The organism is Serinicoccus chungangensis, from assembly GCF_001483745.1.
GTDB lineage: Bacteria > Actinomycetota > Actinomycetes > Actinomycetales > Dermatophilaceae > Ornithinicoccus > Ornithinicoccus chungangensis_A.
Genome location: NZ_LQBL01000028.1, coordinates 610,916 through 636,323 on the forward strand (window position 1 = coordinate 610,916; position 25,408 = coordinate 636,323).

25 protein-coding genes are annotated in these 25,408 nt (G+C 75.7%); 11 read left to right on the forward strand and 14 right to left on the reverse strand.

Translation table 11 applies throughout. From position 1 onward, the window contains the following. Window positions 1–17: 17 nt before the first annotated feature. On the reverse strand, window positions 18–386 hold the full coding sequence (locus AVL62_RS11190; RefSeq protein ID WP_058891826.1) for a DUF3499 domain-containing protein: 369 nt from the start codon (window positions 384–386) through the stop codon (window positions 18–20). 89 nt (window positions 387–475) lie between these two features. Here AVL62_RS11190 and AVL62_RS11195 point away from each other — a divergent pair, with 89 nt between their 5' ends. Further along, window positions 476–862: a metallopeptidase family protein gene (locus AVL62_RS11195; protein WP_058891687.1), complete on the forward strand. Its 387-nt coding sequence runs from the start codon at window positions 476–478 to the stop codon at window positions 860–862. Here the strand turns inward: AVL62_RS11195 and AVL62_RS11200 are convergent. The 3 genes from AVL62_RS11200 to AVL62_RS11210 are packed head-to-tail and all read right to left on the reverse strand — an operon-like array spanning window position 859 to window position 6,037. Continuing rightward, window positions 859–2,556, reverse strand: a complete 1,698-nt coding sequence (locus tag AVL62_RS11200) for a DUF5719 family protein (protein ID WP_058891688.1) — start codon at window positions 2,554–2,556, stop codon at window positions 859–861. The genes AVL62_RS11195 and AVL62_RS11200 overlap by 4 nt on opposite strands. Further along, a complete protein-coding gene (locus tag AVL62_RS11205; RefSeq protein ID WP_083518885.1) occupies window positions 2,553–5,714 on the reverse strand; it encodes a glycosyltransferase in 3,162 nt (1,053 codons plus the stop codon). The genes AVL62_RS11200 and AVL62_RS11205 overlap by 4 nt, the downstream gene beginning before the upstream one ends. Before the next feature lie 53 nt (window positions 5,715–5,767). Beyond that, window positions 5,768–6,037 carry a WhiB family transcriptional regulator gene (locus AVL62_RS11210; protein ID WP_058891690.1) on the reverse strand — a complete coding sequence of 90 codons (270 nt, stop codon included), beginning with the start codon at window positions 6,035–6,037 and terminating at the stop codon, window positions 5,768–5,770. A gap of 160 nt (window positions 6,038–6,197) precedes the next feature. On the opposite strand from AVL62_RS11210, the gene cofD reads away from it, so the two are divergent. Together cofD and AVL62_RS11220 are read left to right on the forward strand one after the other, a co-directional pair. After that, entirely contained in the window at window positions 6,198–7,205 is a 1,008-nt protein-coding gene (gene cofD, locus AVL62_RS11215) for a 2-phospho-L-lactate transferase (protein WP_058891691.1), read from the forward strand. A gap of 1 nt (window position 7,206) precedes the next feature. Then, window positions 7,207–8,256, forward strand: coding sequence for a coenzyme F420-0:L-glutamate ligase (locus tag AVL62_RS11220; RefSeq protein ID WP_201023253.1), 1,050 nt, complete (start codon window positions 7,207–7,209; stop codon window positions 8,254–8,256). Here the strand turns inward: AVL62_RS11220 and AVL62_RS11225 are convergent. Next, the gene (locus AVL62_RS11225) at window positions 8,234–9,169 is read right to left on the reverse strand and encodes a DNA-3-methyladenine glycosylase family protein (protein ID WP_058891827.1); all 936 of its coding nucleotides are present in this window, start codon (window positions 9,167–9,169) and stop codon (window positions 8,234–8,236) included. The genes AVL62_RS11220 and AVL62_RS11225 overlap by 23 nt on opposite strands. Before the next feature lie 61 nt (window positions 9,170–9,230). Here AVL62_RS11225 and AVL62_RS11230 point away from each other — a divergent pair, with 61 nt between their 5' ends. The 3 genes from AVL62_RS11230 to AVL62_RS11240 are packed head-to-tail and all read left to right on the forward strand — an operon-like array spanning window position 9,231 to window position 11,457. Next, window positions 9,231–9,977, forward strand: coding sequence for a TIGR03089 family protein (locus AVL62_RS11230; protein ID WP_161937880.1), 747 nt, complete (start codon window positions 9,231–9,233; stop codon window positions 9,975–9,977). Window positions 9,978–9,987: 10 nt separating this feature from the next. Further along, window positions 9,988–10,785, forward strand: coding sequence for a CoA transferase subunit A (locus AVL62_RS11235; RefSeq protein ID WP_058891693.1), 798 nt, complete (start codon window positions 9,988–9,990; stop codon window positions 10,783–10,785). 3 nt (window positions 10,786–10,788) lie between these two features. After that, entirely contained in the window at window positions 10,789–11,457 is a 669-nt protein-coding gene (locus AVL62_RS11240; protein ID WP_058891694.1) for a 3-oxoacid CoA-transferase subunit B, read from the forward strand. Between the two features lie 7 nt (window positions 11,458–11,464). Here the strand turns inward: AVL62_RS11240 and AVL62_RS11245 are convergent, their stop codons facing one another. Beyond that, entirely contained in the window at window positions 11,465–12,442 is a 978-nt protein-coding gene (locus tag AVL62_RS11245; protein WP_327282126.1) for a glycosyltransferase family 2 protein, read from the reverse strand. Window positions 12,443–12,528: 86 nt separating this feature from the next. Between AVL62_RS11245 and AVL62_RS11250 the strand changes: the two genes are divergently transcribed. Both AVL62_RS11250 and AVL62_RS11255 read left to right on the forward strand, forming a co-directional pair. Next, window positions 12,529–13,785, forward strand: a complete 1,257-nt coding sequence (locus AVL62_RS11250) for an LCP family protein (RefSeq protein ID WP_058891695.1) — start codon at window positions 12,529–12,531, stop codon at window positions 13,783–13,785. A gap of 38 nt (window positions 13,786–13,823) precedes the next feature. After that, entirely contained in the window at window positions 13,824–15,557 is a 1,734-nt protein-coding gene (locus tag AVL62_RS11255; protein WP_058891696.1) for a serine/threonine-protein kinase, read from the forward strand. A 13-nt stretch (window positions 15,558–15,570) separates the two neighbouring features. Here the strand turns inward: AVL62_RS11255 and AVL62_RS11260 are convergent, their stop codons facing one another. The 4 genes from AVL62_RS11260 to AVL62_RS11275 are packed head-to-tail and all read right to left on the reverse strand — an operon-like array spanning window position 15,571 to window position 19,577. After that, window positions 15,571–16,734 carry an acyl-CoA dehydrogenase family protein gene (locus tag AVL62_RS11260; RefSeq protein WP_058891829.1) on the reverse strand — a complete coding sequence of 388 codons (1,164 nt, stop codon included), beginning with the start codon at window positions 16,732–16,734 and terminating at the stop codon, window positions 15,571–15,573. A gap of 49 nt (window positions 16,735–16,783) precedes the next feature. Then, window positions 16,784–17,797, reverse strand: coding sequence for an LLM class F420-dependent oxidoreductase (locus AVL62_RS11265; RefSeq protein ID WP_058891697.1), 1,014 nt, complete (start codon window positions 17,795–17,797; stop codon window positions 16,784–16,786). 20 nt (window positions 17,798–17,817) lie between these two features. Then, entirely contained in the window at window positions 17,818–18,315 is a 498-nt protein-coding gene (gene purE, locus AVL62_RS11270) for a 5-(carboxyamino)imidazole ribonucleotide mutase (RefSeq protein WP_058891830.1), read from the reverse strand. 44 nt (window positions 18,316–18,359) lie between these two features. Then, window positions 18,360–19,577, reverse strand: coding sequence for a 5-(carboxyamino)imidazole ribonucleotide synthase (locus tag AVL62_RS11275; RefSeq protein ID WP_058891698.1), 1,218 nt, complete (start codon window positions 19,575–19,577; stop codon window positions 18,360–18,362). Between the two features lie 41 nt (window positions 19,578–19,618). Between AVL62_RS11275 and AVL62_RS11280 the strand changes: the two genes are divergently transcribed. Beyond that, entirely contained in the window at window positions 19,619–20,140 is a 522-nt protein-coding gene (locus tag AVL62_RS11280) for a GtrA family protein (RefSeq protein WP_058891699.1), read from the forward strand. On the opposite strand, the gene AVL62_RS11285 is transcribed toward AVL62_RS11280, so the two are convergent. The 4 genes from AVL62_RS11285 to AVL62_RS11300 are packed head-to-tail and all read right to left on the reverse strand — an operon-like array spanning window position 20,113 to window position 23,511. Continuing rightward, window positions 20,113–21,177: a sensor histidine kinase gene (locus tag AVL62_RS11285; RefSeq protein ID WP_058891700.1), complete on the reverse strand. Its 1,065-nt coding sequence runs from the start codon at window positions 21,175–21,177 to the stop codon at window positions 20,113–20,115. The two genes, AVL62_RS11280 and AVL62_RS11285, sit on opposite strands and share 28 nt — an antisense overlap. A 5-nt stretch (window positions 21,178–21,182) precedes the next feature. Next, on the reverse strand, window positions 21,183–21,887 hold the full coding sequence (locus AVL62_RS11290; protein ID WP_058891701.1) for a response regulator transcription factor: 705 nt from the start codon (window positions 21,885–21,887) through the stop codon (window positions 21,183–21,185). A gap of 43 nt (window positions 21,888–21,930) precedes the next feature. Next, complete coding sequence (locus AVL62_RS11295; protein ID WP_235585667.1) at window positions 21,931–22,749, reverse strand: enoyl-CoA hydratase-related protein; 819 nt, start codon at window positions 22,747–22,749, stop codon at window positions 21,931–21,933. A 9-nt stretch (window positions 22,750–22,758) separates the two neighbouring features. Further along, the gene (locus tag AVL62_RS11300) at window positions 22,759–23,511 is read right to left on the reverse strand and encodes a biotin--[acetyl-CoA-carboxylase] ligase (RefSeq protein WP_058891702.1); all 753 of its coding nucleotides are present in this window, start codon (window positions 23,509–23,511) and stop codon (window positions 22,759–22,761) included. Window positions 23,512–23,533: 22 nt separating this feature from the next. On the opposite strand from AVL62_RS11300, the gene AVL62_RS11305 reads away from it, so the two are divergent. Both AVL62_RS11305 and AVL62_RS11310 read left to right on the forward strand, forming a co-directional pair. Beyond that, the gene (locus AVL62_RS11305; protein ID WP_058891703.1) at window positions 23,534–25,153 is read left to right on the forward strand and encodes an acyl-CoA carboxylase subunit beta; all 1,620 of its coding nucleotides are present in this window, start codon (window positions 23,534–23,536) and stop codon (window positions 25,151–25,153) included. Further along, window positions 25,150–25,395, forward strand: a complete 246-nt coding sequence (locus AVL62_RS11310) for an acyl-CoA carboxylase subunit epsilon (protein ID WP_058891704.1) — start codon at window positions 25,150–25,152, stop codon at window positions 25,393–25,395. The genes AVL62_RS11305 and AVL62_RS11310 overlap by 4 nt, the downstream gene beginning before the upstream one ends. The last annotated feature ends 13 nt before the right edge of the window (window positions 25,396–25,408 follow it).

The window sequence follows — 25,408 nt, forward strand, 5'->3', positions numbered from 1 at the left end:
CTCCTCCACCGACCCCGTCAGCGGTCGCGGAGCACGCGCAGGTGGCCCCGACGGGCGATCTCGGTGACGGTCGCGCCCTCGCGCTGGGCGGCGTCCTGGTCGACCCGCACGATGGTGCCGCGGTGCTCCCGGACGGCGTCGGCCAGCGCCGCGAGGTCGTCGACCGGAGGGCGGGGCTCGCCCTCGGGCAGCTCCAGGCGCACGACGTCCCACCCCCGGGGGGCGGTGAGCCGGGTGGCGTGCTCCTCGCAGAGGTCGTAGCTGTGCGGCTCCGCATACGTCGCCAGGGGCCCCATGACGGCGGTCTGCTCCGCGTAGACGTAGGTGAGCGTCGACGTGGCGGGGCGGACGCACGCCGTCTTCGAGCACTGGCGAGTGAGGGTCACGCCCGACACTCTAGGCGCCCGCACCCACCAACCCGTGCTGCCACCCCGTGGCGGGCGGGACTGCTGCCCGGTGGCCTAGGGTCGCGACCATGAGCAGGCACCGGGACCGGCGAGGGCACGGGATGAGGGGTCCGCTGGCGCGGCCGGGCGTCCCGGTCATGCGCACCCGACGGGACCGCTTCGACGAGCTCGTCCTCGACGCGGCCGAGACCCTGGAGCGGCGGCTCGACGCGCCCCTGGGGGTGGAGCTGGCCGTCGAGGAGGTCCCGCCGTCGGACCCCGCGCCGTGGGAGCACGGCATCGCGCTCGGTCGGTTGTTCCCGGCCGAGCGGGGCGTCCCGGCCCGCCTGGTCGTCTACCGCCGGCCGGTCGAGCACCGGGCGGTCGACGAGACCGAGCTGGCCTCGCTCGTCACCGAGGTCGTGGTCGAGCAGGTGGCGCGCATGCTGGGCAGGGACCCCGACGACCTGGTCTAGGGGACGACGCTGGTGATCGTGGTGACCTCACGGGTCCACGGGACGGGCCGCAGGGTCGTCGCCGCGCGGTAGGGGCCGAGGTCGTCCTGGCCGGTGAGGTGCAGCGCCGCGGCGAGCCCCGGCATCGTGGGGCCCGCCGGGCGCACCCACACCGCCGAGGTCCCGGCAGGGACCTCGACCAGCGCGCTCGTGTCGTTGGCCAGGTCGAGGGTCCGCGACGTCGTGGCACCCTCGCTTGTCTGCAGGAGGACCTCGGCGGTCGTCGCGTCCAGCGCGGCGAGCGACAGCTCCACGCGGGCCCCCGGGACGTCGGTGAGCTCGGGCACGGCGATGCCGAGCGGCCCCGCGGCGAGGGCCGTGGCAGGCAGCCAGGCGAGGTCGCCCGCGGGACGCACCACCTCAGGATCGTCGGCCGCGGAGCCGTCCGCCGGCTCCGTGGTCGTGGCCGCGTCGGGCGCCCCGGTGGTGGCTGCCGCCTCGTCCGTCCCGGTGCCGCCGTCCTCCTGGGCACCCTCGAGGGGCTCGTCCCCGGAGGGGGCGAGCCGGACCTGCAGCGACGCGGTGACCGGGGCGTCCGCCCTCAGCCGCAGCCCTGCCGCACCCTCGTCCAGCGCCGCGAGCGGGACGTCCACCGTGGACCCGGCCGGCACCCGCACGGCGGCGGGGTCGGGTGTCGCCGGGCCCGTCCCCGTGACCGAGCCCAGCTCCACCACGGCCGCCCCCTCCGGCGCGAGGACGCGCAGGACGAGGTCCCTCCCGTCCTCCCCCGAGGGGACGGGGGGCACCACGAGGTCCCGGGCGGGTGCGGCGGCGGGGGAGGTCACGCTCGTCCCGAGCTCGGTGGTCCCGTCCCGGTAGGTCTCGACCAGCTGGGCGGCGACCGGCCCGCCCTCGGCCCGGACCCCGAGGGCCGGCGCCTGGACCCCGTCCGCCAGCGCGTCGACGGGTCGCACCAGCCGTCCACCGGCGGGAACGACGAGCCCGGCGCCCCCGGTGACCCGGACCGGTCCGGCCTCGCCGCGCAGCTCCACGTCGACGCGCACCGGGTCGGCCCCGGGGTTGGTCAGGACGAGGCTCTCGGTCCGCCCCGGCTCGGCGCCCCCTGCCAGCAGCCACTGGTCCTCGGCCGGCGCCACGCATCCCGACAGGACCGCGCCGCGCGGAGACGTGCCCGTCTGCTCCGTGCCGACGCCGACGAGGACCTGGCCGGCCACCAGGCCCGCGGCGTCGCCGCCCGTGGCGGAGACCAGCGCCGAGTCCCCCGCCGCCAGCGGCACGCCCGCGGCCGCCTCGCCCAGCGGCACGGGATCAGCGGCCCCCTGCGGCCCGAGCACCTGCAGGCTGCCTTCCCCGGGCCCGTCCTCGACCAGCAGCTGCTCGGGCGCGGTGACGGCCAGCGCCCGGCCCGCGAGTCCGTCACGGCCCGCGCAGGCCAGGGCCGCCTGCTCGACCAGGGCCTGCTCCCCCTCGGGGGAGGCGTCCGCGGCGGCGTCGCCGGAGGTGCCGGCGGTGGCCGCGCCGGAGGAGCCGCCGACGTCCTCGCCGGCTGAGCCCGGCCCGGTCGCCCGCGTCCCACCCTGGCCGGCGCCCCACCCTCCCGGCACCGTGCTGGTCCAGGCCAGCGCGGCCACGGCCGCGGCCGCCAGGGCCGGCCGCAGCCACCCGACCCGACGGGACCCGTCGTCAGCGCTCACGTCGTCTCCTCCGGCTCGTCCTCGGTCCGTCCCACCGGCAGGGCGAGGAACGCGGTCACGGCGCCCAGCACCAGGGCCAGGACCAGCGCCCCCAGGCCCGGACGCCCGAGCTCGACCTCGACGACGTGCTCACCCTGGGGCAGGGGCACCCGGCCGGGGTCCTCGACCGCGACCTCACGGCCGTCCACCGTGACCTGCGCCACCTGCGCCCACCCGGGGGGCTCGGCGACCGCCAGGGACCCGCCGGCGGGCACGTCGACCCGGCCCGAGGCGGCGCCGTGCGGGCCGTCGGCGGTCAGGACGGCCACGCTCTCCCCCGCCTCGTCCAGCACCCGGCTGCGCCCGGGATCACCGTCGACCATGCGCCACAGGACCGAGCCGGTGGGGCTGGACACCCGCCCGAGCCCCGAGATGCGGTCCAGCTGGGGGACCGAGGGATGGCTGTCGTCGGACTCCAGCAGGACGTAGCCGACCCCGAGGTCCAGCAGCTCGGCCTGCGCCTGGTCGGCGGGAGCACCGCCGACGAGGGACTCGACGACCCCTTCGACCACCCGCTGCTGGGGCCGGGGGGTGGGGGTGGCGAGCTCGACGGTCCGGTCGCGCTGGAGGCGGGCCGGCTCCGGCTCGGCCCCTCGCAGGTCGACGACGAGACCTGCGCCCTCCGGACGCAGCACGAGGGTGCGGACGGCACCCGGGCCGTGGGCCTCCTCGACGGCGACGGCGGGGAGCGGCTGCCCGGCGACCTCCAGGGCCGGTCGCGGGGCGGTCCACGGCGCCGACACGGCTGCGGCGAGCGGGGCGACGAGCACCACGACCGCGGCGAGCACCGCCGGGCGGGTCCACCGGCCGACGCCGCCCGGTCGCAGCAGACGGTCCACGGTGGTGGCGGTCGCCAGCAGCAGCGCGGCTCCCGCCAGCGACAGCGCCGGACCCGTCCACAGGGTGACCAGCAGCCCCTCTTCCGGGTGCCCCGGCTCCAGCACCCCCAGCGCGGTCCGGGCCGCGAGCTGGGCGGCGCCGACGGCGAGGAGGGCGCCGAGCACGAGCGCGCCGACCCGTCGCCCGGCGCGACCGGGCGCGAGCAGCCCACCGAGGGCCGCCACCCACCAGGTCGCGGCGAGCCACAGCGCCAGGCCTGGCGCCCCGACGTCGGTCGGCTGCAGCAGGAGGAGCTGCCAGAGCGCGGAGGGCGACGGGAGCTCGACGGTGGCGGTGGTGGCACCGGCACCGCCCAGGAGCCGCAGCGGGTGCGCGGCCAGGGTGCCCCACGAGGGCAGCAGGAGCAGCCACGGCAGCACGAGCACGACGGCCCCGCGCCAGCGGGCCGCGCCGCGACCGAGCACGAGGACCAGCGCCCCCGCGACGGTGGCGACGACGAGGACGGAGGGCACCCAGGTCGCGGCCACGGCCAGCCCCAGGGCGGTCGCGAAGGCGGCGGCGGCCCGCCGGGTGCCCCGGCCCCGGTGCGCGATCACCAGCAGCCCCGCGACGAGCAGGGGCGCGAGCACGTGGACCACGACCGGGCCCACGCGACCCTCGCCGGTGGCCGCGGCGAGGGGGGCCGCCGCACCCCAGCCGAGCGCGAGGGCGGCGCGGACCCACCGCCGGGAGGTGCCCCGTCGCAGCGCGAGGTATGCCGTGACGACGCTGAGCAGGGGGGCGAGCGCGAGGAGCCAGGCCAGGGTAGGTCCGGCGGTGTCCCGCCCTGCTCCCGGCAGCAGGCCGGTCAGGGCGGCCAGGGAGGCGAGGGGCAGCAGCCAGGTCTGCGGCGGGTCGTCGTGCCCGAGACCGCCCCCGCGCCACCCGTCGACCGCGGAGGACCACAGCGCCGCGGCGTCGCCGACCCCGGGCCCGAGCTCCCCGCCGACCCAGCCGGCGCCGCCCGGGTCCAGGCCGCCCCAGAGACCCCTGGCCCACCACGCGGTCAGCAGCAGGGTGAGGGTGGCGGCGGCGACCAGCGGCCAGCTCCACCAGCGCGCAGCGCGCCCCTCCCCCGCGAGCTCGTCGAACTCCTCCGACACCGGGCCGCTGTCGGTGGACCCCGCGGTGGCGCGCCGCCGCCCCGACCCCCGGGCCCGGCGGGAACGGGGGTCCAGCGCCTCTCCCACCGTCTCCAGGGTCGCCCCCCACCCGGCGTCGCGGGGCTCGTGCAGGCCGGCCAGGTCGCGAGGGGCCACGGTCCGCGCCCGGCGGAACCGGCGGCGGGCCCCCCAGCCGCGGGCCGGCGCCAGCACGGCCCGGACGTCGGCCCACTCCCCCGCGGCCTCGGCAGGGCGTTTGACGAGCAGGAGCAGCAGGGCCGCCGCCAGACTGGTGAGCAGCACCCCGAGCGACCGCCACGGCGCCACCCAGGCCGGGCCGCGGGCCAGGGCGAGCTGTCGGGTGCGGATGCGCGTGCGCAGGGGGTCCTCCACCCCGAGGCCGGCGTCGTCCAGCCGGACCACCGCGTCAGGGGCGACGACCACCCGGTGGCCGGCCAGGTGCGCCCGCCACCCGACGTCGAGCCCGTCGACGCCGTCGGCGCCGAAGGCGTGGTCCAGACCGCCGATCCGGCCGAGGAGGTCACGGTCCACCAACGACCCGCTCAGCGGGACCCCGAGGACGTCCTGACGCAGGTCCAGCTGCCCCTGGTCGACGAGGGCCCGCACCGTCGGGTCCACGACGCGGCCCGCGGGGGTGAGGTGGTGGCCCATCGAGCGCAGCAGCCGCGGCTGGTCGGTCCGGACCAGCTTGGGTCCGACCACCCCGACCCGGCTGCTGCGTCGGGCCGCGCCGACCAGGGCCGTGAGCGCCCCGGGCTCGGGCACCGCGCCGGGGGTGAGGAACCAGAGCCACCGCCCCGGACCGGAGGGCAGGCGGTCCAGCGCCGCGTCCACCTGGGCGTCCCGGTCGGTACCGGCGTGCTCGACGAGGGTCAGCCCGATCCCCAGCTCGGCGGCCAGCCCCCGCAGCCCTGCGGCCCGCTCCCCCTCCGGGTCCGGAAGCACGGCGAGCACCCCCGCGGGCCTGCGTTCCTGCCCGACGACCGCCCGCAGCGTCCGGGCATACCCGTCGTCCGGGTCCTCCGCCCCGGTGCCCAGCAGGACGACCCGCACATCGTCCACCGCCGCGCGGGCCGGGCGGGCGCCGGGCGGGGGCGGGTCGGCTGTCGTGGACATGGCTGGGTCCGTGGCCACCGGGTCGGTCCGCCCGACCGGCGCGCAGCGGCCGCTCAGACCGCGCGCTTCTTCAGCTTGCGCCGCTCCCGCTCCGACAGCCCGCCCCAGATCCCGAAGCGCTCGTCGTTGGACAGGGCGTACTCCAGGCACTCGGCCCGGACCTCGCACCCGACGCACACCTTCTTGGCCTCGCGGGTGGACCCGCCCTTCTCCGGGAAGAACGCCTCAGGATCGGTCTGCGCGCACAGCGCCCGCTCCTGCCAGGACATCTCCTCCGTCTCGTCGATCCCGTGCATCATGGACATCAGTTCCAGCTCGTGCATGGCTCCTCCTCGACCTCTCGCCTACACACCTGCCGCCGGCCACGCCCCCGCGGCCGAAGGTGCTCCGGCGCAAGATCGCAACACCTGAATTACACGCGTGTCATCCGCTGGAGTCAACCCCGCATCTGCTAGACGCCGCGGCGGGTCCGACAATACCGACATGCAGATCACCGTTCTGGCCGGCGGCGTCGGCGGCGCCCGCTTCACCCGCGGCCTCCTCGCCGCGCTCCCCCACGACGGCCACGACGGCTCCGACGGCCGGTCCCAGGTCACCGTGGTCGGCAACACCGGCGACGACATCACGCTGGTGGGGCTGCGCGTGTGCCCGGACCTGGACACCCTGCTCTACACCCTGGGCGGCGCCGTCGACGAGGCGCAGGGCTGGGGCCGCGCCGACGAGACGACCGAGGTCGCGGGCGAGCTCGCCGCCCTGGGCGTGGGGCCGGAGTGGTTCACCCTGGGGGACCGGGACCTCGCCACCCACCTGGCCCGCACCCGATGGCTGGCGCAGGGCCTCACCCTGAGCCAGGTCACCGAGCGGCTGGCCGCGCGGTGGGGGCTGCCGCAGCAGGGGGTGCGGCTCCTCCCGGCGACGGACACCCCCATCGAGACCCACGTGGTCGTCGACGACGACGAGGGCGGGGAGCAGGCCCTGCACTTCCAGGAGTGGTGGGTGCGCCACCACGCGGCCCTGCCGGCCCACCGGTTCACGGTGGCCGGCCTGGCGCAGGCCTCGGCCGCCCCGCAGGTCCTCGACGCGATCCGGTCGGCCGACCTCGTCCTGCTGCCGCCGAGCAACCCGGTCGTCTCGATCGGGATCATCCTGGGGGTCCCCGGCGTGCGGGAGGCGCTGCGGGGCACCCGGGCCCCCGTCGTCGGGGTCAGCCCGCTCCTGGGGGGACGCCCGGTCCGGGGACATGCCGACGCCTGCCTGCGGCCGCTGGGCGTCGAGGTCAGCGCCGCCGGCGTCGCCGGCCTCTACGCCGACTTCCTGGACGGCTGGCTCGTCGACACCGCCGACGACCCCGCCACCGCCGACTACCCCTCGGGGCTGCGCGTCCGGTCTCTCGACCTGCTCATGCGGGACCAGGAGGGGGCGGCCCGGTTGGCGGGGGCGGCCCTCGAGCTGGGGCGCGAGCTGCTCGGCGCGACCGCGGGTCGGGGCTGACGTGGCGGGGCCCGACGCCCTGCACGTGCTGCCGCTGACCGGCATCCCCGAGGTGACGGAGGGCCTCGACCTGGCCGGGACCCTGGTCGGCGCCGCCGACCGCTGGGGCGGGGTGCAGGACGGTGACGTGGTGGTCGTGTCCAGCAAGCTCGTCTCCAAGGCGCTCGGGCTGCGGCACGCGGCGCCCGTGGACCGGCTGGACGTGGTCCGCGAGCACACCGTGCGCGTGGTGGCCGAGCGGGTCACCCCCTCCGGGCTGACCCAGGTCGTCGAGTCGGTCGCCGGGCCGGTGCTGGCCGCGGCCGGGGTCGACGCCAGCAACACCGGGGCGCAGGACGCGGTGCTCGTGCTCCCCCGCGACCCGGACCGGGCGGCCGCGGACCTGCACCGGGCCGTGCGGGCGCACCTGGTCGGCGACCGGCTCGACGACCAGGGCCCCCGCTTCGGGCTCCTCCTCACGGACACGGCCGGGCGGCCGTGGAGGGAGGGGCAGACGGACCTGGCGCTCGGCGCCTGCGGGATGGTCGTCCTGGAGGACCTCCGGGGGGCGCCCGACGCCGACGGGCGGACCCTGTCGGTGACCAGCCGCGCCGTCGCGGACGAGCTCGCGGCCGCGGCCGACCTCGTCAAGGGCAAGGCGAGCGGCGTCGGGGCGGTCCTCGTGCGGGGGTTGGACGCGCTCGTCCTCGAGGGCCCGGGCGGGGGCGCACGCCCGTTGGTCCGCACCGGACCCGGCGACTGGTTCGCCCTGGGTCACCGGGAGGCGGTCCGCGCGGCGCTCGGCGCCCCTCCGGGCAGCACCGCCGCCCAGGAGGTCGGCCTGCCCGGGGTGGTGCCCGAGTCGGTGCAGCAGCGGGCGGGGCGCGCCACAGCGCTGGCGCTGCTGGGGCACGCGGGCGCCCGGGTGACCGGCACCGTGGCCGACGGTCTCGTCGTGCGGGCCCCGGACCCGGTGCTGGCCGGCAGGGTCGCCGCGCGGCTGGAGGTGGCGCTGGCCGGCGAGGACCTGCGGGCGGAGGTCGACGTCGTCAGCGGGACGGGGGACGCGTGACCGGCAGGTGGGTGCGCGGGGCCATCCGCGGCCCCCGGCGCGGGCGCATGGCCCCGGAGAGCTCGAGCAGGCGCTGCACGCGGTATCGGTGCCCCGCGTAGGGCCGCAGCAGCTCCACCAGCCCGTGGTCGTCGACCGGTCGGCCGGTGAGGGCCCACCCGATGTTGGCGGCGACGTGGTAGTCCCCGAAGGACACGGCGTCCGGGTCGCCCAGGGCACGGTGCGCCGTCTCGGCGGCGGTCCACACCCCGACCCCGGGGACGGCGGTGAGCCGGGCCCGCGCCGCCGCGTGCGGCAGCGCGGCGCACTCCTCGAGGCGGGCGGCGACGCGCACCACCCGCAGGACGGTGTCGGCCCGTTGCGGGCTCACCCCGGCACGCAGCCACTCCCAGGACGGGACCGCGAGGAGGGTGGCCGCCGCGGGCGGCACCCGCAGGCCGAGCCCCGCCCCGGGGCCCGGTGCCGGCTCGCCGAACCGCTGCACCACCCGGCGCCACCCCGAGAACGCCTCCTGCCCGGTCACCTTCTGCTCCACCACCGCCGGCACCAACGACTCCAGCACCAGCCCGGTGCGGGGCACCCGCCAGCCGGGGTGCCGCCGCAGCGCCTGCACGACCGGCTCGTGGACGGGGACGAACCCGTCCGGCTCGTCCTCCTCCCCCAGCATGCGCGGGAGGTGCTCCAGGACCCACTCCGCCCCCGGGCCCCACGCCCGTGCGGCCACCGGGGCGTCCGCCGGTCGACGGGGCAGCCGCAGGGTGGCCGGGCCCTGGGGGGTGCGCACCCCTCGCCACAGCACGCCGCCCCCGACCTGCCAGGTCGGGTCCCCCGCCCCGCGGCGCAGGGTTCCCCAGGTCGCCCCCACGTCGAGAGGGGCGAGCGGGCGCCATACGCGGTGCCGGGCCGTGTCCACGACCCGCAACCCTGCCTCGCTGGTTGCCCCGGACGCAAGGGCAGCAGCTAGCGTGGGCGTCGTGCAGCTTCCTCACGAGATCCTCGCTCGGGCCGTCGCCGCCGACGCCACCCGCCCGGCTCTCACCTACTACGACGACCGTCCCGAGGGCGCCGGGGAGCGGATCGAGATCTCCCGCAAGGTCCTGGGCACCTGGGTGGCCAAGGCCGCGAACGCGCTCCAGGAGGGCCTCGACGTGCAGCCGGGCTCGGTGGTGCTCGTGGACCTGCCCGCCCCGCACTGGCGGTTGGCCTACTGGGCGCTGGCCGTGTGGTCGGTGGGCGCGACCCTCACCGTGGACGCCCACGAGGGGGCCGACGTGCTCGTCACCGCCCACCCCGACGCCCCCGTCGCGGACGACTGCGACGAGGTCGTCGCGGTGTCGCTGCCGGCGCTGGCCCGCCGCTTCGACGGCGAGCTGCGCTCGGGGGTCCTGGACGAGGCGGCCGAGCTCGCCAGCTACGCCGACGACTTCACCGCGTGGGACGAGGCGGAGGAGGGGGACACGGCGCTCGTCAGCGCCGGGGAGCGCGTCACCTACGCCGACCTCCTCACCGGGCTGCCGGACGTGCCGCAGGGCGCCCGGACGCTGCTCTCCACCGGCGATCCCGGGATGTTCGTGCGCCAGGTGCTCCAGCTCCTGGACCGCCAGGCCTCCGCCGTGCTGGTCCACGGCGGGTCCGCGACGCAGGACGACCCGCGCTGGCGGGCCGAGGGCGTCGACCACCGCCCGGGGACCGGCGGCGGGCGGCCTGCGACCGACCGGTAGCCTCGCGGGCATGGACAAGGTCGTCGCCTCCGCCGCGCAGGCGCTCGAGGGGCTCACCGACGGGATGACCGTCGCGGTGGGCGGGTTCGGGCTCTCGGGCATCCCCACCGTGCTCATCCACCAGGTGCTCGAGCAGGGCACCACGGACCTCGAGGTCGTCTCCAACAACTGCGGCGTCGACGGTGCCGGCCTGGGGCTGCTGCTGTCCCGGGGTCGGATCCGGCGCGTCATCGCCTCCTACGTCGGGGAGAACAAGGAGTTCGCGCGCCAGTACCTCTCCGGCGAGCTCGAGGTCGAGCTGACCCCGCAGGGCACCCTGGCGGAGAAGCTGCGCGCCGGCGGCGCCGGCATCCCGGCCTTCTTCACCCCCACGGGTGTCGGCTCGCAGGTCTCGGAGGGCGGTATGCCGTGGCGCTACGACAGCGAGGGCACCGTGGTCACGGAGTCCCCGGCCAAGGAGAAGCGGGAGTTCGAGGTGCGGGGGCACGCCCGGGACCACGTCCTCGAGCACGCCATCTTCGCCGACGTCGCGCTGGTCCGGGCGGCCAGGGGGGACCGGCACGGCAACCTCGTCTTCAGCAAGGCGGCCCGCAACTTCAACCCGCTCTGCGCCATGTCGGCCCAGGTCGCGGTGGCCGAGGTGGAGGAGCTGGTCGAGCCCGGGCAGATCGACCCCGACGAGGTGCACCTGCCCGGCATCTACGTGCAGCGGGTGCTGCCCCTCACCGCCGAGCAGGCCGCCGACAAGGACATCGAGAAGCGGACCACCCGGCCCCGCCCCGCCGCGACGACCGACCAGGAGGCCTGAGCCATGCCGCTGACCCGTGAGGAGATGGCGGCCAGGGCCGCCGCCGAGCTGCACGACGGCGACTACGTCAACCTCGGGATCGGTATGCCGACCCTCGTGCCCAACTACGTCCCGGACGACGTCGAGCTGGTGCTGCAGTCCGAGAACGGCATCCTCGGGGTGGGCCCGTACCCGTACGAGGGGGACGAGGACCCCGACCTCATCAACGCCGGCAAGGAGACGGTCACGGTCCGGCCCGGCGCCAGCTTCTTCGACTCCGCGACCAGCTTCGGGATGATCCGCGGCGGCAAGGTCGACGCCGCGATCCTCGGCGCGATGCAGGTCTCCGCGGCCGGCGACATCGCCAACTGGATGATCCCGGGCAAGATGGTCAAGGGCATGGGCGGGGCGATGGACCTCGTGATGGGCGCCAAGAAGGTCGTCGTGCTCATGGACCACGTCGCCAAGGACGGCTCGGCGAAGATCGTCGACGAGTGCGACCTGCCGATCACCGGGCTGCAGGTGGTCCAGCGCATCATCACCGACCTCGCCGTCATCGACGTCACCCCGGAGGGACTGGTGCTGCGCGAGCTGGCGCCCGGCGTCGAGGTGGACGAGGTGGTCGAGAAGACCGGGCCACCGCTGCGGATCGCGCTGGACGAGCCGACCCCGGAGCCCGCGCCCCCGGCCTGAGCCGGCCTCAGCGCTGCGGGCCGCGCAGGAAGCCCGCCCCCCACGTCAGGTGCATGGTCGTCAGGACGGCCGGCATCCGCGCCACCACCTCGGGGGCGTGACCCCGCGCGACCCAGGCCCCACCGACGGTGACGGCGGCGGCATACCCCAGCGGCAGCACCCACAGCGGCCGCCAGGCCAGCCCGCCGGCCGCCCCCAGGGCGATGAGGGCCAGGGTCACCGGCGGCGCGAGGTAGCGCGCGTTGACCGAGTCCGGGTGCTGGCGCACCACCTGCCGTCGCCACTGCCCGCTGCCGTAGAACTGCCGCGCGAGGTCGCGGAAGGTGGACCGGGGGCGATAGGTCACCGTCAGCTCCGGCGTGAACCACACCGTGCCGCCGGCCTGCCGGATCCGATGGTTCATCTCCCAGTCCTGGGCGCGGCTGAACGCGGGGTCGTAGCCCCCGACCCGGCGCAGCCACTCGCGCCGGAACACGCCCAGGAAGACGGTGTCCGCCGGGCCCGCCTCACCGCCGACGTGGAAGCGCTCGGCACCCATGCCCAGCGGTGAGCGCATCGCCAGCGCCACCGCCTCCTGCATCGCGCCCGTCCCCTCGGCCAGCATGATGCCCCCCACGTTGGCGGCGCCGGTCTCCTCGAGGATCTCGACGGCGCGCCGGACGTAGCCCTCGCTGAGCTCCCCGTGCCCGTCCATCCGGACGACGATCTCGTGCCGTGCCTGCGCGACGGCGGCGTTGAGGCCGTCCGGGGTGCGTCCCGAGGGGTTGGGGACCACCCGGACGCGGTCGTCGGCCGCCGCGAGCCCGTCGGCGACCTCCTGCGTCCGGTCGCGGCTGGGGCCCACCGCGACGACCACCTCCATCGGCCCCGGGTAGTCCTGGGCCAGCACCGAGCGCACCGCCTGCGGCAGGTGCTCCTGCTCGTTGAGGACGGTCATGACGACCGACACGGGGGCGGCGGAGACGGGCCGGGACGCAGAGCTCACGCCGCGAGGCTACCCGGGTCACGGACGCGCGCGACGGTGCGGCACTCCCAGCCCGGGGCAAGGTCGAGCACGTAGTCTTGGGTCCCGTGCCCGACCATCCACAGGACGACTGGACCCGCCCCATGCCGCGCACCCCGCGGGGGAGCCGTCGTCACGACCCCGACGCCACGGAGCGGATCCCGCTGCCCTACGTCGACCGGACCGACCGGGACCGCGAGGACGCCTGGGAGCACGACGCCTGGCAGGACCGCGCGGACGAGCGGGACGACGACCCGCAGCAGGCGTGGCACGGGCGCGACCGCCACGACGAGCAGGACCGCGCCGCCGGGCACGAGCGGCGCGACGGCCGGGACCGGTATACCGCTCCCCCGCCGCGGCGGCGTCGGCCGCGCTACGCCCTGCGTCGCACCGCCGCCCTGCTGGCGCTGGGCGTGGTCGCCTACCTCGTCTCGATGGTGGTCGTCGTCTCCCTGGTCTGGGGCAGCGTCAACCGGATCGACGCCACCCCCGACGTGGCCGACCGCCCGCCCGTGGCGAACGGGGACAACTACCTCCTGGTCGGCACGGACAGCCGGGAGGCCCTGACCGACGAGCAGCGCGGCGAGTTCGGCACCGGGTTCACCGAGGGCCACCGGGCGGACACCGTCATGCTGCTGCACGTGCCCACCTTCGGTGAGCCGACCCTGGTGAGCCTGCCCCGGGACAGCTACGTCGAGATCCGCGACGGGGGGTTCAACAAGCTCAACGCCGCCCATGCCAACGGCGGTCCCGAGCAGCTCGTGGACACCGTGGAGCGGGCGACCGGCCTCCCCGTCGACGGCTACCTGGAGATCGGCTTCGGCGGCTTCGTCGACGTCGTCAACGGGGTGGGAGGCGTGGAGATGTGCCTAGACGAGCCGATCGCGGACGAGAAGGCGCACATCGACCTTCCCGCGGGGTGCCAGGAGCTGGCCGGCGAGCAGGCCCTGGGCTACGTCCGGATGCGCTACAGCGACCCGCGTGGCGACCTCGGCCGCATGGAGCGCCAGCGCGAGTTCCTCTCCGCGCTGGTCGACCGCATGCTCACCCCCGCCACCGTGCTCGTGCCCTGGCGGCTGCACGACGTGGGCACCGCCACCGGGTCGGCCCTGAGCCTGGGCGACGACACGTCGATGCTCGAGGCGGGCCGGATGGCCTGGGCGATGCGGCAGGTCGCGGCCGGCGAGGGCAACTCGGTGACGGTGCCCGTCGCCGACACGAACTACCCCACCGAGGTGGGCAGCACCGTGCTGTGGGACGAGCAGGGGGCCAGCCAGCTGTTCACCGCGCTCCGGCAGGGGCAGGCCATCACTGTCGAGCCCTGAGCCCCGTCGGGCTACCCTTGCGCTGATCGGAGGTGACCATGGCGGACCCGCACGAGACGGACCCCGAGGCGGAGACGACGGCTCCCGCTCCGGCGTCGCAGGACCCCACGCTGGTGGCCGGGCGCTACCGCATCGTCCGTACTCTCGGCCGCGGTGGGGGCGGGCACGTGTGGCTCGCGACCGACGAGAACCTCGGGCGGCAGGTCGCCCTCAAGCAGGTCGGGGGCGAGCCGGACACCGAGGTGCTGCTGAGCCGCGGCTTCCGCGAGGCCCGCACCAGCGCGACGCTGGCCCACCAGCACGTCGTGCGCGTCTACGACGCCTTCGAGCACGAGGGCTCCCCCTGGATCGTCATGGAGTTCGTCGAGGGCCCCTCCCTGGCCGAGCTCATCAGCGACGGCCGTCGGCTCCCGCCGGCGCAGGTCGCCGCCATCGGTGCGCAGATGGCGACCGCGCTGGCCGCGGCCCACCGCGCCGGCATCCTGCACCGGGACGTCAAGCCGGCCAACGTCCTGCTCACCGGCGGGGAGGGCCACGACGCCAAGCTCACCGACTTCGGCATCGCCCGGGCCGACGAGGACCCCCAGCTGACGCGGACCGGATTCGTGTCGGGCACCGCCGCCTACTTCTCCCCCGAGCTCGCCCGCGGCGAGGAGCCGAGCACGGCCTCGGACGTCTGGGCCCTGGGCGCCACGCTCTACTCGGCCGTCGAGGGTCGCCGGCCCTACGACGAGCGGCCCAACGCGGTCGCCCAGCTGCACACGATCGCCCGCGAGGATCCACGCCCGCCCCAGCACGCCGGGCCCCTCACGGCGGCGCTCGAGGGCATGCTCGACCCCGATCCGGGCACGCGCTGGGACGCCGCGCGGGCGGCCCGCGAGCTCAGCGCCGTCGCGCAGGGCGGGGATCGCGACGAGGACAGGGGCACCCGCGGCGTGGGCCCGGCGGCCGCCGGGGCCGCCGCGGGCGCTGCCGCCGGGGCCGCCGCGGGTGCTGCGGCCGGCCGTGAGGCGGACCACACCCAGGCGGTGCCGCAGGCGGACCCCACGCGCTCCTTCCCCCGGCCCACCCCGGACCCGGTTCGTGCCGGCGCCCCCACCGACGCCCCCGCGGGCCGTCCGCCGAGCTACCACCGGGAGCCCCGGCCGCAGGGCACCGACGACCGCGGTGGTCGTGGCCGCCGCACGCCCCGGCGCGGCGTGTGGCTGGGGTGGCTGCTCGCCGTCCCGCTGACCCTGCTGCTGGGGTGGCTGGTCTGGAGCATCGCGACCGGTCCCGACCAGGGTCCCGGTGGACCGACGGCCGACCCCGGGCCGACGTCGCAGGCACCCGGGACGCCGGTCAGCGCCCAGGAGGCGCAGCGCCTCGCCGAGGAGTTCTACACGACGCTCGAGCAGGAGGGGCTCGCGGCGGCGCAGCAGCTCACCACCCCGTCGGCCTATATCGCCCCCGACATCGCGGACGGGCTGGACGCCGTCTCGGTCGCCGACCTGAGGGCGCAGGAGCGGGACGACGGCACCGCCCAGGTGGACGCGGTCGTCACCTACACCTACGGCCCCGTCGTCATCGAGCAGCAGGAGACGCTGGGGATCGGCCGGGAGGACGGACAGGCCCGCATCTCCGTGCGGCAGGCCGTGGAGCGCAGCCGGTCGGGCGAGCCGACCGAGGAGGCGCAGGACGAGGGCGGCGAGCCCGCCGACGAGAACGGTGAGGACGAGCCCGCCGACGGTGACGACCAGAGCGAGAACACCGGCGACGGCGACGACGGCTAGGACCGCCGGGGGCTCAGCCGCGCAGCAGCTGGCGCGCCATGACGACCCGCTGGATCTGGTTGGTCCCCTCGTAGATCTGGGTGATCTTGGCGTCCCGCATCATCCGCTCCACCGGGAAGTCCCGCGTGTAGCCGTACCCGCCGAGCAGCTGCACCGCGTCCGTGGTGATCTCCATGGCGACGTCGGACGCGAAGCACTTGGCCGCCGCCCCGAAGAACGGCAGGTCGTCGTCGCCGCGCTCGGACTTGCTCGCGGCGACGTAGACCATCTGCCGGGCCGCCTCGAGCTTCATCCCCATGTCGGCGAGCATGAACTGCACGCCCTGGAAGTCGGCGACGGACCGGCCGAACTGCTGGCGCTCCTTGACGTAGCCGAGGGCGAAGTCCAGCGCCCCCTGGGCGATGCCGACGGCCTGCGCGCCGATGGTGACCCGGGTGTGGTCGAGGGTGCGCAGGGCGATCTTGAGGCCCTCCCCCAGGCCGCCCACCATGCGGTCGGCCGGGATCCGGCACCCGTCGAAGAGCAGCTCCCGGGTGGGGCTGCCCTTGATGCCGAGCTTCTTCTCCGGCGCCCCGAAGGTGAACCCCTCGTCCCCCTTCTCCACGACGAACGCGGTGACGTTGCGCCCGCGGGGACCGTCGGGGTCGGTGACGGCCATGACCGTGTAGTACTCGCTGACCCCCGCGTTGGTGATCCAGGACTTCTGCCCGGTGAGGACGAAGTCGTCGCCGTCGGCGACCGCCTTGCAGGTCATCCCGGCCGTGTCCGACCCTGCTCCGGCCTCGGAGAGCCCGTAGGAGAACATCGCCCGGCCCGAGGCCACCTCCGGCAGGTAGCGGGACTTGACCTCCTCGCTGGCGGCGAGGACGAGCGGCATCGTGCCGAGCTTGTTCACCGCCGGGATGAGCGAGCTGCTCGCGCAGGCCCGGGCGACCTCCTCGATGACGATGCAGGTGGCCAGCGCGTCGGCGCCGACCCCGTCGTACTCCTCGGCGATGTGCGGGGCGTGGAAGTCGGTGGCCACGAGCGCCCTCAGCGCCTCGTCGGGGAAGCGCCCCTCCTCGTCGACGGCGGCGGCGTGCGGCGCGATCTGCTCGTCCGCCACCTCGCGGACCGCCTCGCGCAGGGCCTCGTGATCCTCGTTGATCCGGAACAGGTCGAACTCGCTCGTGCTCATGCCCATGGGGGCAGCGTACCGGCCCACGGAGCAGAGCCTGACGCGCGCGTCAGCCGCCCAGAGCGGGGATGACCTCGCTCTCGAAGAGCTCGATGCCGGAGGTGTCGAAGGCCGCCTCGGGGAAGTAGGTCATGCCGAGCCGCTCCAGACCCTGCAGCGTCTCGGCGACCTGCTCGGGGGTGCCGACGAGCGGCTGGGTCCGCAGGCTCTCGGCCTGGCCGCGGGCCGCCTCCTCCGAGAGCCCGGCGCGCCGGTAGCGCTCGCTGACGTCGGCGAGCCGCTGCTCCACCTCACCGGCGTCCCGGCCGATGACGACGTTGTAGTTGGCGCTGCGGACGATCTCTCCGGGGTCGCGGCCCACCGCGGCGCAGTGCTCGGCCAGCACCGCCGACTTGTGCTCGAACCCCTCCGGGCTGCCGTCGAAGTTGGTGGCGTCGGCATACTCCGCGGCGATGCGCAGCGTCTTGCGCTCCCCGCCCCCGGCCACCCACACCGGTATGCCGTTGCGCGGGCTGCCGCCGAACCCCTCGGTGCTGCCCTGCAGGGGTCGGGGGAAGCACATCGCCCCGTCGACCTGGTAGTGCTCGCCGGCCAGCGTCGCCGTGCCGGTGGTCCACATCTGCCGGAAGACGTCGACACCCTCACGCAGCCGCGCCAGCCGGTCGCCCGCGCCGGGGAAGCCGTAGCCGTAGGCGCGCCACTCGTGCTCGTACCAGCCCGCCCCGATGCCCATGTCCACCCGGCCACCCGAGATGACGTCCACGGTGGCGGCGACCTTGGCGAGGTAGGTCGGTTCGCGGTAGCTCATGCAGGTGCACATCTGCCCCAGCCGCACGCGGCCGGTGGTCGCGGCCAGCGCGGCCATGAGGGTCCAGGCCTCGTGGCAGGCCTCCTCGCTCGGCTCGGGCACGGTGTGCATGTGGTCGTAGACCCACACCGACGTCCAGCCCTCCTCGGCGTCGGCGTGCCGGGCCACGTCGAGCATGGCCCCCCACTGCTGCTGCGGGGGGATGCCGACGAGGTCCATCCGCCAGCCCTGGGGCACGAAGAGTCCGAAGCGCATGGCCCGACCCTACGCCGCGCTCAGTCCACCGGCGGCCCGACCCGACGGGCGCGCAGCCGCTCGCCCTTGGCGTGCGCCTGGTCCCGCAGGTCGTCGGCGAAGACCGCCAGCCGCTCGCGCAGCCGCTGCGCCCGCTCGCCCTCGCCGGCCGCCAGGGTGCGCACCGCCAGCAGACCGGCGTTGCGGGCACCCGCCACCGACACGGTGGCCACGGGGATCCCGGCCGGCATCTGCACGATCGAGAGCAGGGAGTCCAGGCCGTCCAGGTGCTTCAGCGGCACCGGGACCCCGATGACCGGGAGGACGGTGACCGACGCGAGCATCCCGGGCAGGTGGGCGGCCCCACCGGCGCCGGCGACGATGACCCGCAGCCCACGGTCGGCGGCGGTGCGCCCGTAGTCGATCATCTCGGTCGGCATGCGGTGCGCCGAGACGACGTCGGCCTCGAAGGGCACCTCGAACTCCTCGAGCGCCTGCGCCGCGGCCTCCATCACCGGCCAGTCGCTGTCGCTGCCCATGACCAGGCCGACGAGGGGCTGCGCGGGGTGGGGAGCCTCGCTGCTCACTCCGTCACCACCCCCTGCAGGTAGTCGGCGGCGTGCCGGCTGCGCCCGCGCAGCTCCTCGAGCGAGACCAGGTCTCCCGGCTCGCCGCCGTAGACGGTGACGTGCCCGAGCTTGCGCCCCGGTCGCACCCCCTTGCCGTAGAGGTGCACCTTGAGCCCGGGGTCGCGGGCCAGCAGGTGGCGGTAGGTGGCGTAGAGCTCGGGGTAGTCCCCGCCCAGGACGTTGGCCGAGGCCGTCCACGGCGCCCGGGCGGAGGGGTCGCCCAGCGGGAGGTCCAGCACCGCCCGCAGGTGCTGCTCGAACTGGCTGGTGACCGAGCCGTCGATGCTCCAGTGCCCGCTGTTGTGCGGCCGCATCGCCAGCTCGTTGACGAGGTATGCCGGGGCGCCGGTCCCGGTGTCGCGCACCTCGAACGCCTCCACCGCCATGACGCCGGTGACGTCCAGCTCCCCGGCGAGGCGCAGCGCGCCCTCGGTGAGGGCCGCGGCCAGGTCCGGGTCGAGGGAGGGCGCCGGGGCGAGGACCTCGGTGTTGATCCCGCCCTCCTGCACGGTCTCCACGACGGGCCAGGCCGCAGCCTGGCCCGAGGGGCTGCGGCCCACCATGATCGACAGCTCGCGGGAGAAGTCCACGGCCTCCTCCAGCAGGATGCCGTCGGCCAGCCCGCCGTGCCCCACGCCCTCGAGCCACCCGTCGAGATCGGCGAGCGCGCGGCAGACCAGCACCCCCTTGCCGTCGTAACCGCCGCGCGGCGCCTTGGCGACCAGCGGCCATCCCACCCGGGCGGCGAACTCCTCGACGTCGGCGGCGGTCCGGGCCTGCGCCCAGCGGGGGCACGGCAGCCCCAGGTCGGTGAGCCGCCGCCGCATGGCGAGCTTGTCCTGCGCGAAGACGAGGGCCTGCGGGCTGGGATGGAGGCTCACCCCGGCGTCCTGCAGCGCCAGGAGCACCTCCTGGGGCACGTGCTCGTGGTCGAAGGTCACCACGTCGCACCCCCGGGCGAAGGCCAGCACGGCCTCGGTGTCGGTGTGCTCCCCGACCGGGCTGTGCGGCACCACGAGGGCCGCGCTGGAGGTCGGGCTCTCGGCGAGCACGGACAGGGTGAGGGCGAGGTTGGTCGCGGGCGGCTGGCACATGCGGGCGAGCTGTCCCCCGCCGATGATGCCCACCACCGGGAAGCCGCCCTCGGCACGGACGGGGCTGGGAGAGGTCACGCGGTCAGCCTACCCAGCCGCTCCACCTAGACTGCCGCCCCGTGATCCCCTCTGCCGCCTCCGGGCTCGTGGCGCGTGCGCGCGCGACCTACCGGGTCCTCGTGGCCGAGCTCGCGAAGTTCGGGACCGTGGGGGCCGTGGCCTTTGTGCTCGACACGGCGCTCTACAACGTGCTCGTCTTCGGGGTGCCGGGCCTGGGCGAGGGCCCCATGTCCACCACGCCGCTGTGGGCCAAGGTGGTCGCGACGAGCGTGGCGACGGTCTTCTCCTGGGTCGGCAACCGGTGGTGGACCTTCCGCCACCGGCGCAGCGAGCCGGTGGCGCACGAGTTCGCCCTCTTCGTCCTCTTCAACGCGGTCGGTCTCCTCGTGGCGGTGGCGTGCCTGGGCTTCTCCCGCTACGTGCTCGGGCTGGACAGCCAGCTGGCCGACAACGTCTCGGGCAACGGCGTGGGGCTGGTGCTGGGCACGATGTTCCGGTTCTGGGCCTACCGCACCTTCGTCTTCCGCGGCGAGCTGGAGCTCGACGCGACCGGTCAGGGCGTGACCGCCAGGGGCAGGTAGCAGGCGAAGGTCGGCGGGAAGGCGCGGGTCAGCTCGAGCCGGCCGCCGATCGACTCGGCCGTCTCCCGCGCCACGGCGAGCCCCAGACCGGTCCCCTGGCCGCTCGTCGTGCCGCGGTCGAAGATGGTCCGGGCCAGGTCGCGCGGGATGCCCGGGCCCTGGTCGGAGACGGTGAACACCGCCGAGGGCCCCGACCGCGCGACGTGCACCCGCACGTCACCGCGCCCGTGCACCAGCGAGTTCTCCACGAGCGTGTTGAGCACCTGCGAGAGGACCGAGGCGCTCGCCTCGACGATGACCCCCCGCTCGCAGGTGAGCTCGATCGAGCGCCCCCGCTCCTCGAAGGCCGGCGTCCACTCCTCGTCCAGGCCGGCGAGCACCGCGTCCGCGGCGCTCACCGCGCCACCGCTGGCGTGCCCCGCCCGGGTGCGCTGGAGCAGCTCGTCGACCACCCCGGTCAGCCGCTCCACCTGGCTGATGGCGATCTCCGCCTCGGCCCGGGCCACGGACGCGTCGTCGGACTGGGCGATCTCCTCCAGCCGCAGCAGCAGCGCGGCCAGCGGCGTGCGCAGCTGGTGCGAGGCGTCCGCCGCGAAGGACCGCTCGAAGACGAGCGCCCGGGCGAAGGTGTGGTGGTGCCGGTCGACCTCGCGAGCCACCGCGTCGATCTCGGCGATCCCGGAGCGGAACGGCTCCTGCTCCACGAGCCGACCGGGACGGGTCTGCGGGTCCAGCACGAACCCGCCCGAGGCCAGCTCGTCGGTGCGGTGGGCCAGCTGGCGCAGGGGTCGGGCGGTGGACTCCGCGGCGCGGTCCGCCCACGAGCGGGCGGCCGGGACGGCGATCGCCAGGATCACCGCGCCGGTGAGGACCAGCGTGCCGAGCAGCCACCAGTCGGGCATCTCCCCGCTGCCGGTCTGCCAGCGGGTGGTCTGCGCCTCCCGCAGCAACCAGGCGATGAGCGCACCGAAGAGGAGGGAGACCCCGACCACGGTCAGCACGATGCGGACCGCCAGGTCGCGCAGCACCTTCCGCACGGCGCTCAGTCCACGGCGTCGGCGTCGGCGCCGTCGGGGTCGTTCTGGAAGCGGAAGCCCACGCCGCGGACCGTGACGATGTGCCGCGGGTCGTGGGCGTCGTCCCCGATCTTGCGGCGCAGCACGGAGACGTGCATGTCGAGGGTCTTGGTCGACCCGAACCAGGTGTCCCAGACCTCGCGCATGAGCACCTCGCGCGACACGACCCGACCCTCCTCGCGCATGAGGACCCGCAGCAGGTCGAACTCCTTGGTCGTGAGGCGGACCTCGCGGTCGTGGAGGAAGACCCGGCGGGCCTCGATGTCCATCCGCAGCGCGGTACCCCCGGGCGTCTGGCTCGAGGTCGGCCCCCGGCGCAGGAGCGCCCGCACCCGGGCGAGGAGCTCACCGAGGCGGAACGGCTTGGTGACGTAGTCGTCGGCGCCGGCGTCCAGGCCGACGACGGTGTCCACCTCCTCGCTGCGGGCGGTGAGCATGAGGACCGGCATCCGCACCCCGGAGTCGCGCAGGGAACGGCATACCTCGACCCCGTCGAGCTGCGGCAGCCCGAGGTCGAGCACGAGGAGGTCGTGCGCGACGTCCCCGGTCGCCTCGGCCAGCGCCGAGCGGCCGTTGGCCGCGACGGTCACCTCGTAGCCCTCGCGCCGCAGCGCTCGGGCGAGCGGCTCCGAGATCGTCGGGTCGTCCTCGGCGAGCAGCACCCTGGTCACGTCGTCTCCCTCCGCGTGGCTGGTTGACAGTATGCGCTTCCGGTCATCGTCCGGGCCACTGCGGCCTGCGCTTCTCGGCGAAGGCGGCCACGCCCTCGGCCCGGTCGCGGCTGAACGCGGTGGCCCGCCAGGCGCCGTCCTCGATCTCCAGGCCGGCGGCCAGGTCGGTCCCCATCCCCATCCGCATGGCCCGTTTGGCGTTGCGCACGGCGACCGGGGAGTTGGCCGCGATGGTCGCCGCCAGCTCCAGGGCCCGGTCGCGTGCGGACCCCGCCTCGACCAGCTCGTCGACGACCCCGAGGTCGCGACCCTCCTGCGCGCCGAGCCGGCGCCCCGTGAAGATCATCGAGGCCGCCCGCGACCACCCCACCCGCCGGGTGAGCAGCTGGGTGCCCCCGCCCCCGGGGATGACGCCCACCCCGACCTCCGGCAGCGCCAGGGTCGCCCCCGCCCCGGCGACGAGGAGGTCGCAGGAGAGCGCGAGCTCCAGCCCGCCGCCCAGGGCATACCCCTCCACCGCGGCCACGGCCGGCACCGGCAGGTCGAGGACGCCGCGGTAGGCGAGCTTGGACACGAGTCGGTGGTCCATCATCTGCGCGTCGGTGAAGCCGTTGCGCTCCTTGAGGTCCGCGCCCACGCAGAAGGCCCGGTCGTGGGCGCTGGTGAGGACCACGGCACGCACGGTCGGGTCGGCGGCCAGGGTCGCGGTCGTCGCGGTGATCTCCTGCGCGAAGGCCGTGGAGATGGCGTTCATGGCCTCGGGGCGGTCGAGGGTCAGCTCGACCACGGACCCGGGCTCACCTCCCGCCCCCTCGTCCGCGGAGGGGTGCCGGGTCACCTGAAGCATCGTCGGTGCGTCCATGCGGTGAGGCTACTGGTCGCGCAGGTGCTCGACGTCGCCGGCGTGGTGCACCCCGACCGCGCCGCCCCGCCCGCGCACCACGAGCGCCCCGCCCTCGTCCAGCCCGACCGCCTCCCCGCTGACCCTGGACCCGTCCGGCCGGTGCACGACGACCGCGCGCCCGAGGGTCGCGCACCGGGCGAGGTATGCCGTGCGCACGGGCCCTGCGCTGCCGCGCGCCAGGGCCGCGTGCAGCTCCCGGAGCCGGCGCAGGTAGTCCTCGAGGAAGAGCTCGCGCGCGCCGTCCGGGAGCGGGGCCCCGCCCCGGGCGAGGCGCCACGAGGTGGCCGTCGGCACCGGCAGCTGGTCGCGGTCGTGGTCGACGTTCACCCCGACGCCGACGACGAGCGCCCCGGTGTCCGCCCCCTGCACCAGCACCCCGCAGAGCTTGCCCGGGGCCGGCCCGTCCTCGAGCAGCACGTCGTTGGGCCACTTGAGGACGGCGCGCACCGGCCAGCGGCTCGCCTCGAGCGCGTCCAGGACCGCCACGCCCGCGGCCAGCGGCAGCCAGCCCACCACCGGCGCCGGGACGGGCGGCAGGACGGCGCTCACCGCCAGGCAGGTCCCGGGCGGCGAGGACCAGGCGCGGCCGCGTCGGCCCTGCCCCGCGCTCTGGTGGTCGGCGACGACCACGCGACCGGGGCGTGGGTCGGTGAGCGCCTCGACGTTGGTCGAGCCGAGGCTCTCGTGGCGCTCCGGCGTGGCCCAGCACAGTCGGGTCATGGTCCAAGGCTAAGTTGGGGGCATGACCGACCAGCTCAGCGACGACAGCCAGGACGCCGAGGGACCGGACCTGCGCACGACCGCCGGGCGGCTCGAGGACTACCGCGCACGGGTGGACCACGCCGTCCACGCCGGGTCCGAGAAGGCCGTCGAGAAGCAGCACGCCAAGGGCAAGCTCACCGCCCGCGAGCGCATCGACGCGCTGCTGGACGAGGGCAGCTTCACCGAGCTGGACGCGCTGGCGCGGCACCGCTCGACGGCCTTCGGGCAGGAGCGCAACCGTCCCTACGGCGACGGCGTGGTCACCGGCTACGGCACCGTCGACGGCCGGCCCGTCGCCGTGTTCGCCCAGGACTTCACCGTCTTCGGCGGCTCCCTCGGCGAGGTCTACGGCGAGAAGATCGTCAAGGTCATGGACCTGGCCATGAAGATCGGGTGCCCGGTCGTGGGCATCAACGACTCCGGCGGCGCGCGCATCCAGGAGGGCGTGGTCGCCCTGGGTCTCTACGCCGAGATCTTCAAGCGCAACGTGCACGCCTCCGGGGTCATCCCGCAGATCTCCCTGGTCATGGGGCCCTGTGCCGGCGGGGCGGTCTACTCCCCCGCCATCACCGACTTCGTCGTCATGGTCGACCAGACCTCGCACATGTTCATCACCGGCCCGGACGTCATCAAGACGGTTACCGGCGAGGACGTCACCTTCGAGGAGCTGGGCGGGGCCCGCACCCACAACTCCACCAGCGGCGTGGCCCACTACCTCGCCAGCGACGAGGACGACGCCTTCGGCTACGTCAAGGAGCTGCTGGGCTACCTGCCGCAGAACAACCTCGAGGACCCCCCGGTCTACGACGAGGAGCCGGACGAGGAGGTGGGCGAGACCGACGCCGAGCTCGACGTGCTCATCCCCGACTCCCCCGGCGTCCCCTACGACATCACCGAGGCCGTGCGCGCCGTGCTGGACGACGGCGACTTCCTCCAGGTGCAGGAGCTGTTCGCGCCCAACATCGTCGTGGGCTTCGGGCGGGTCGAGGGTCGCTCGGTCGGGGTCGTCGCCAACCAGCCGATGCAGCTGGCCGGCACCCTGGACATCGACGCCTCGGAGAAGGCCGCCCGCTTCGTGCGCACGTGCGACGCGTTCAACATCCCCATCCTCACCTTCGTGGACGTGCCGGGGTTCCTGCCGGGCACCGACCAGGAGTTCGGGGGCATCATCCGCCGCGGCGCCAAGCTGCTCTACGCCTACGCCGAGGCGACCGTCCCGCTGGTCACGGTCATCACCCGCAAGGCCTACGGCGGGGCCTACGACGTCATGGGTTCCAAGCACCTCGGCGCCGACATCAACCTGGCCTGGCCCACCGCCCAGATCGCCGTCATGGGCGCCCAGGGGGCCGCCAACATCCTCTACCGTCGCGAGCTGGCCCAGGTGCAGTCCGAGGGTGGCGACGTGGAGGCCGAGCGGGCCCGCCGGATCCGGGAGTACGAGGACACCCTCGCCAACCCCTACGTCGCGGCCGAGCGCGGCTACGTCGACGCGGTCATCGAGCCGTCGCACACCCGCCTCGAGGTGTCCCGCGCCCTGCGCCACCTGCGCACCAAGCGGTCCAACCGGGCACCGCGCAAGCACGGGAACATCCCGCTGTGAGCGACACGCCGGGGACCCCGGAGGCGCCGGAGCCCGCGCTGGTGCGGGTGGTGCGCGGCGCCCCGACGCCGGCCCAGCTCGCCGCGCTCACCGTGGTCCTGAGCGCCGCCGGCGGCAGCGGCGACCCGGCACCGGAGCGTCCCGGCGCCCCCCGCACCCTGTGGACGGCGCGAGCGCGGTTCGCCCGGCCCCGCCCCTCGGTCGGGCCGGACGGCTGGCGCGCCTCGGCCCTGCCCCGCTAGCGGGACGTCCGGG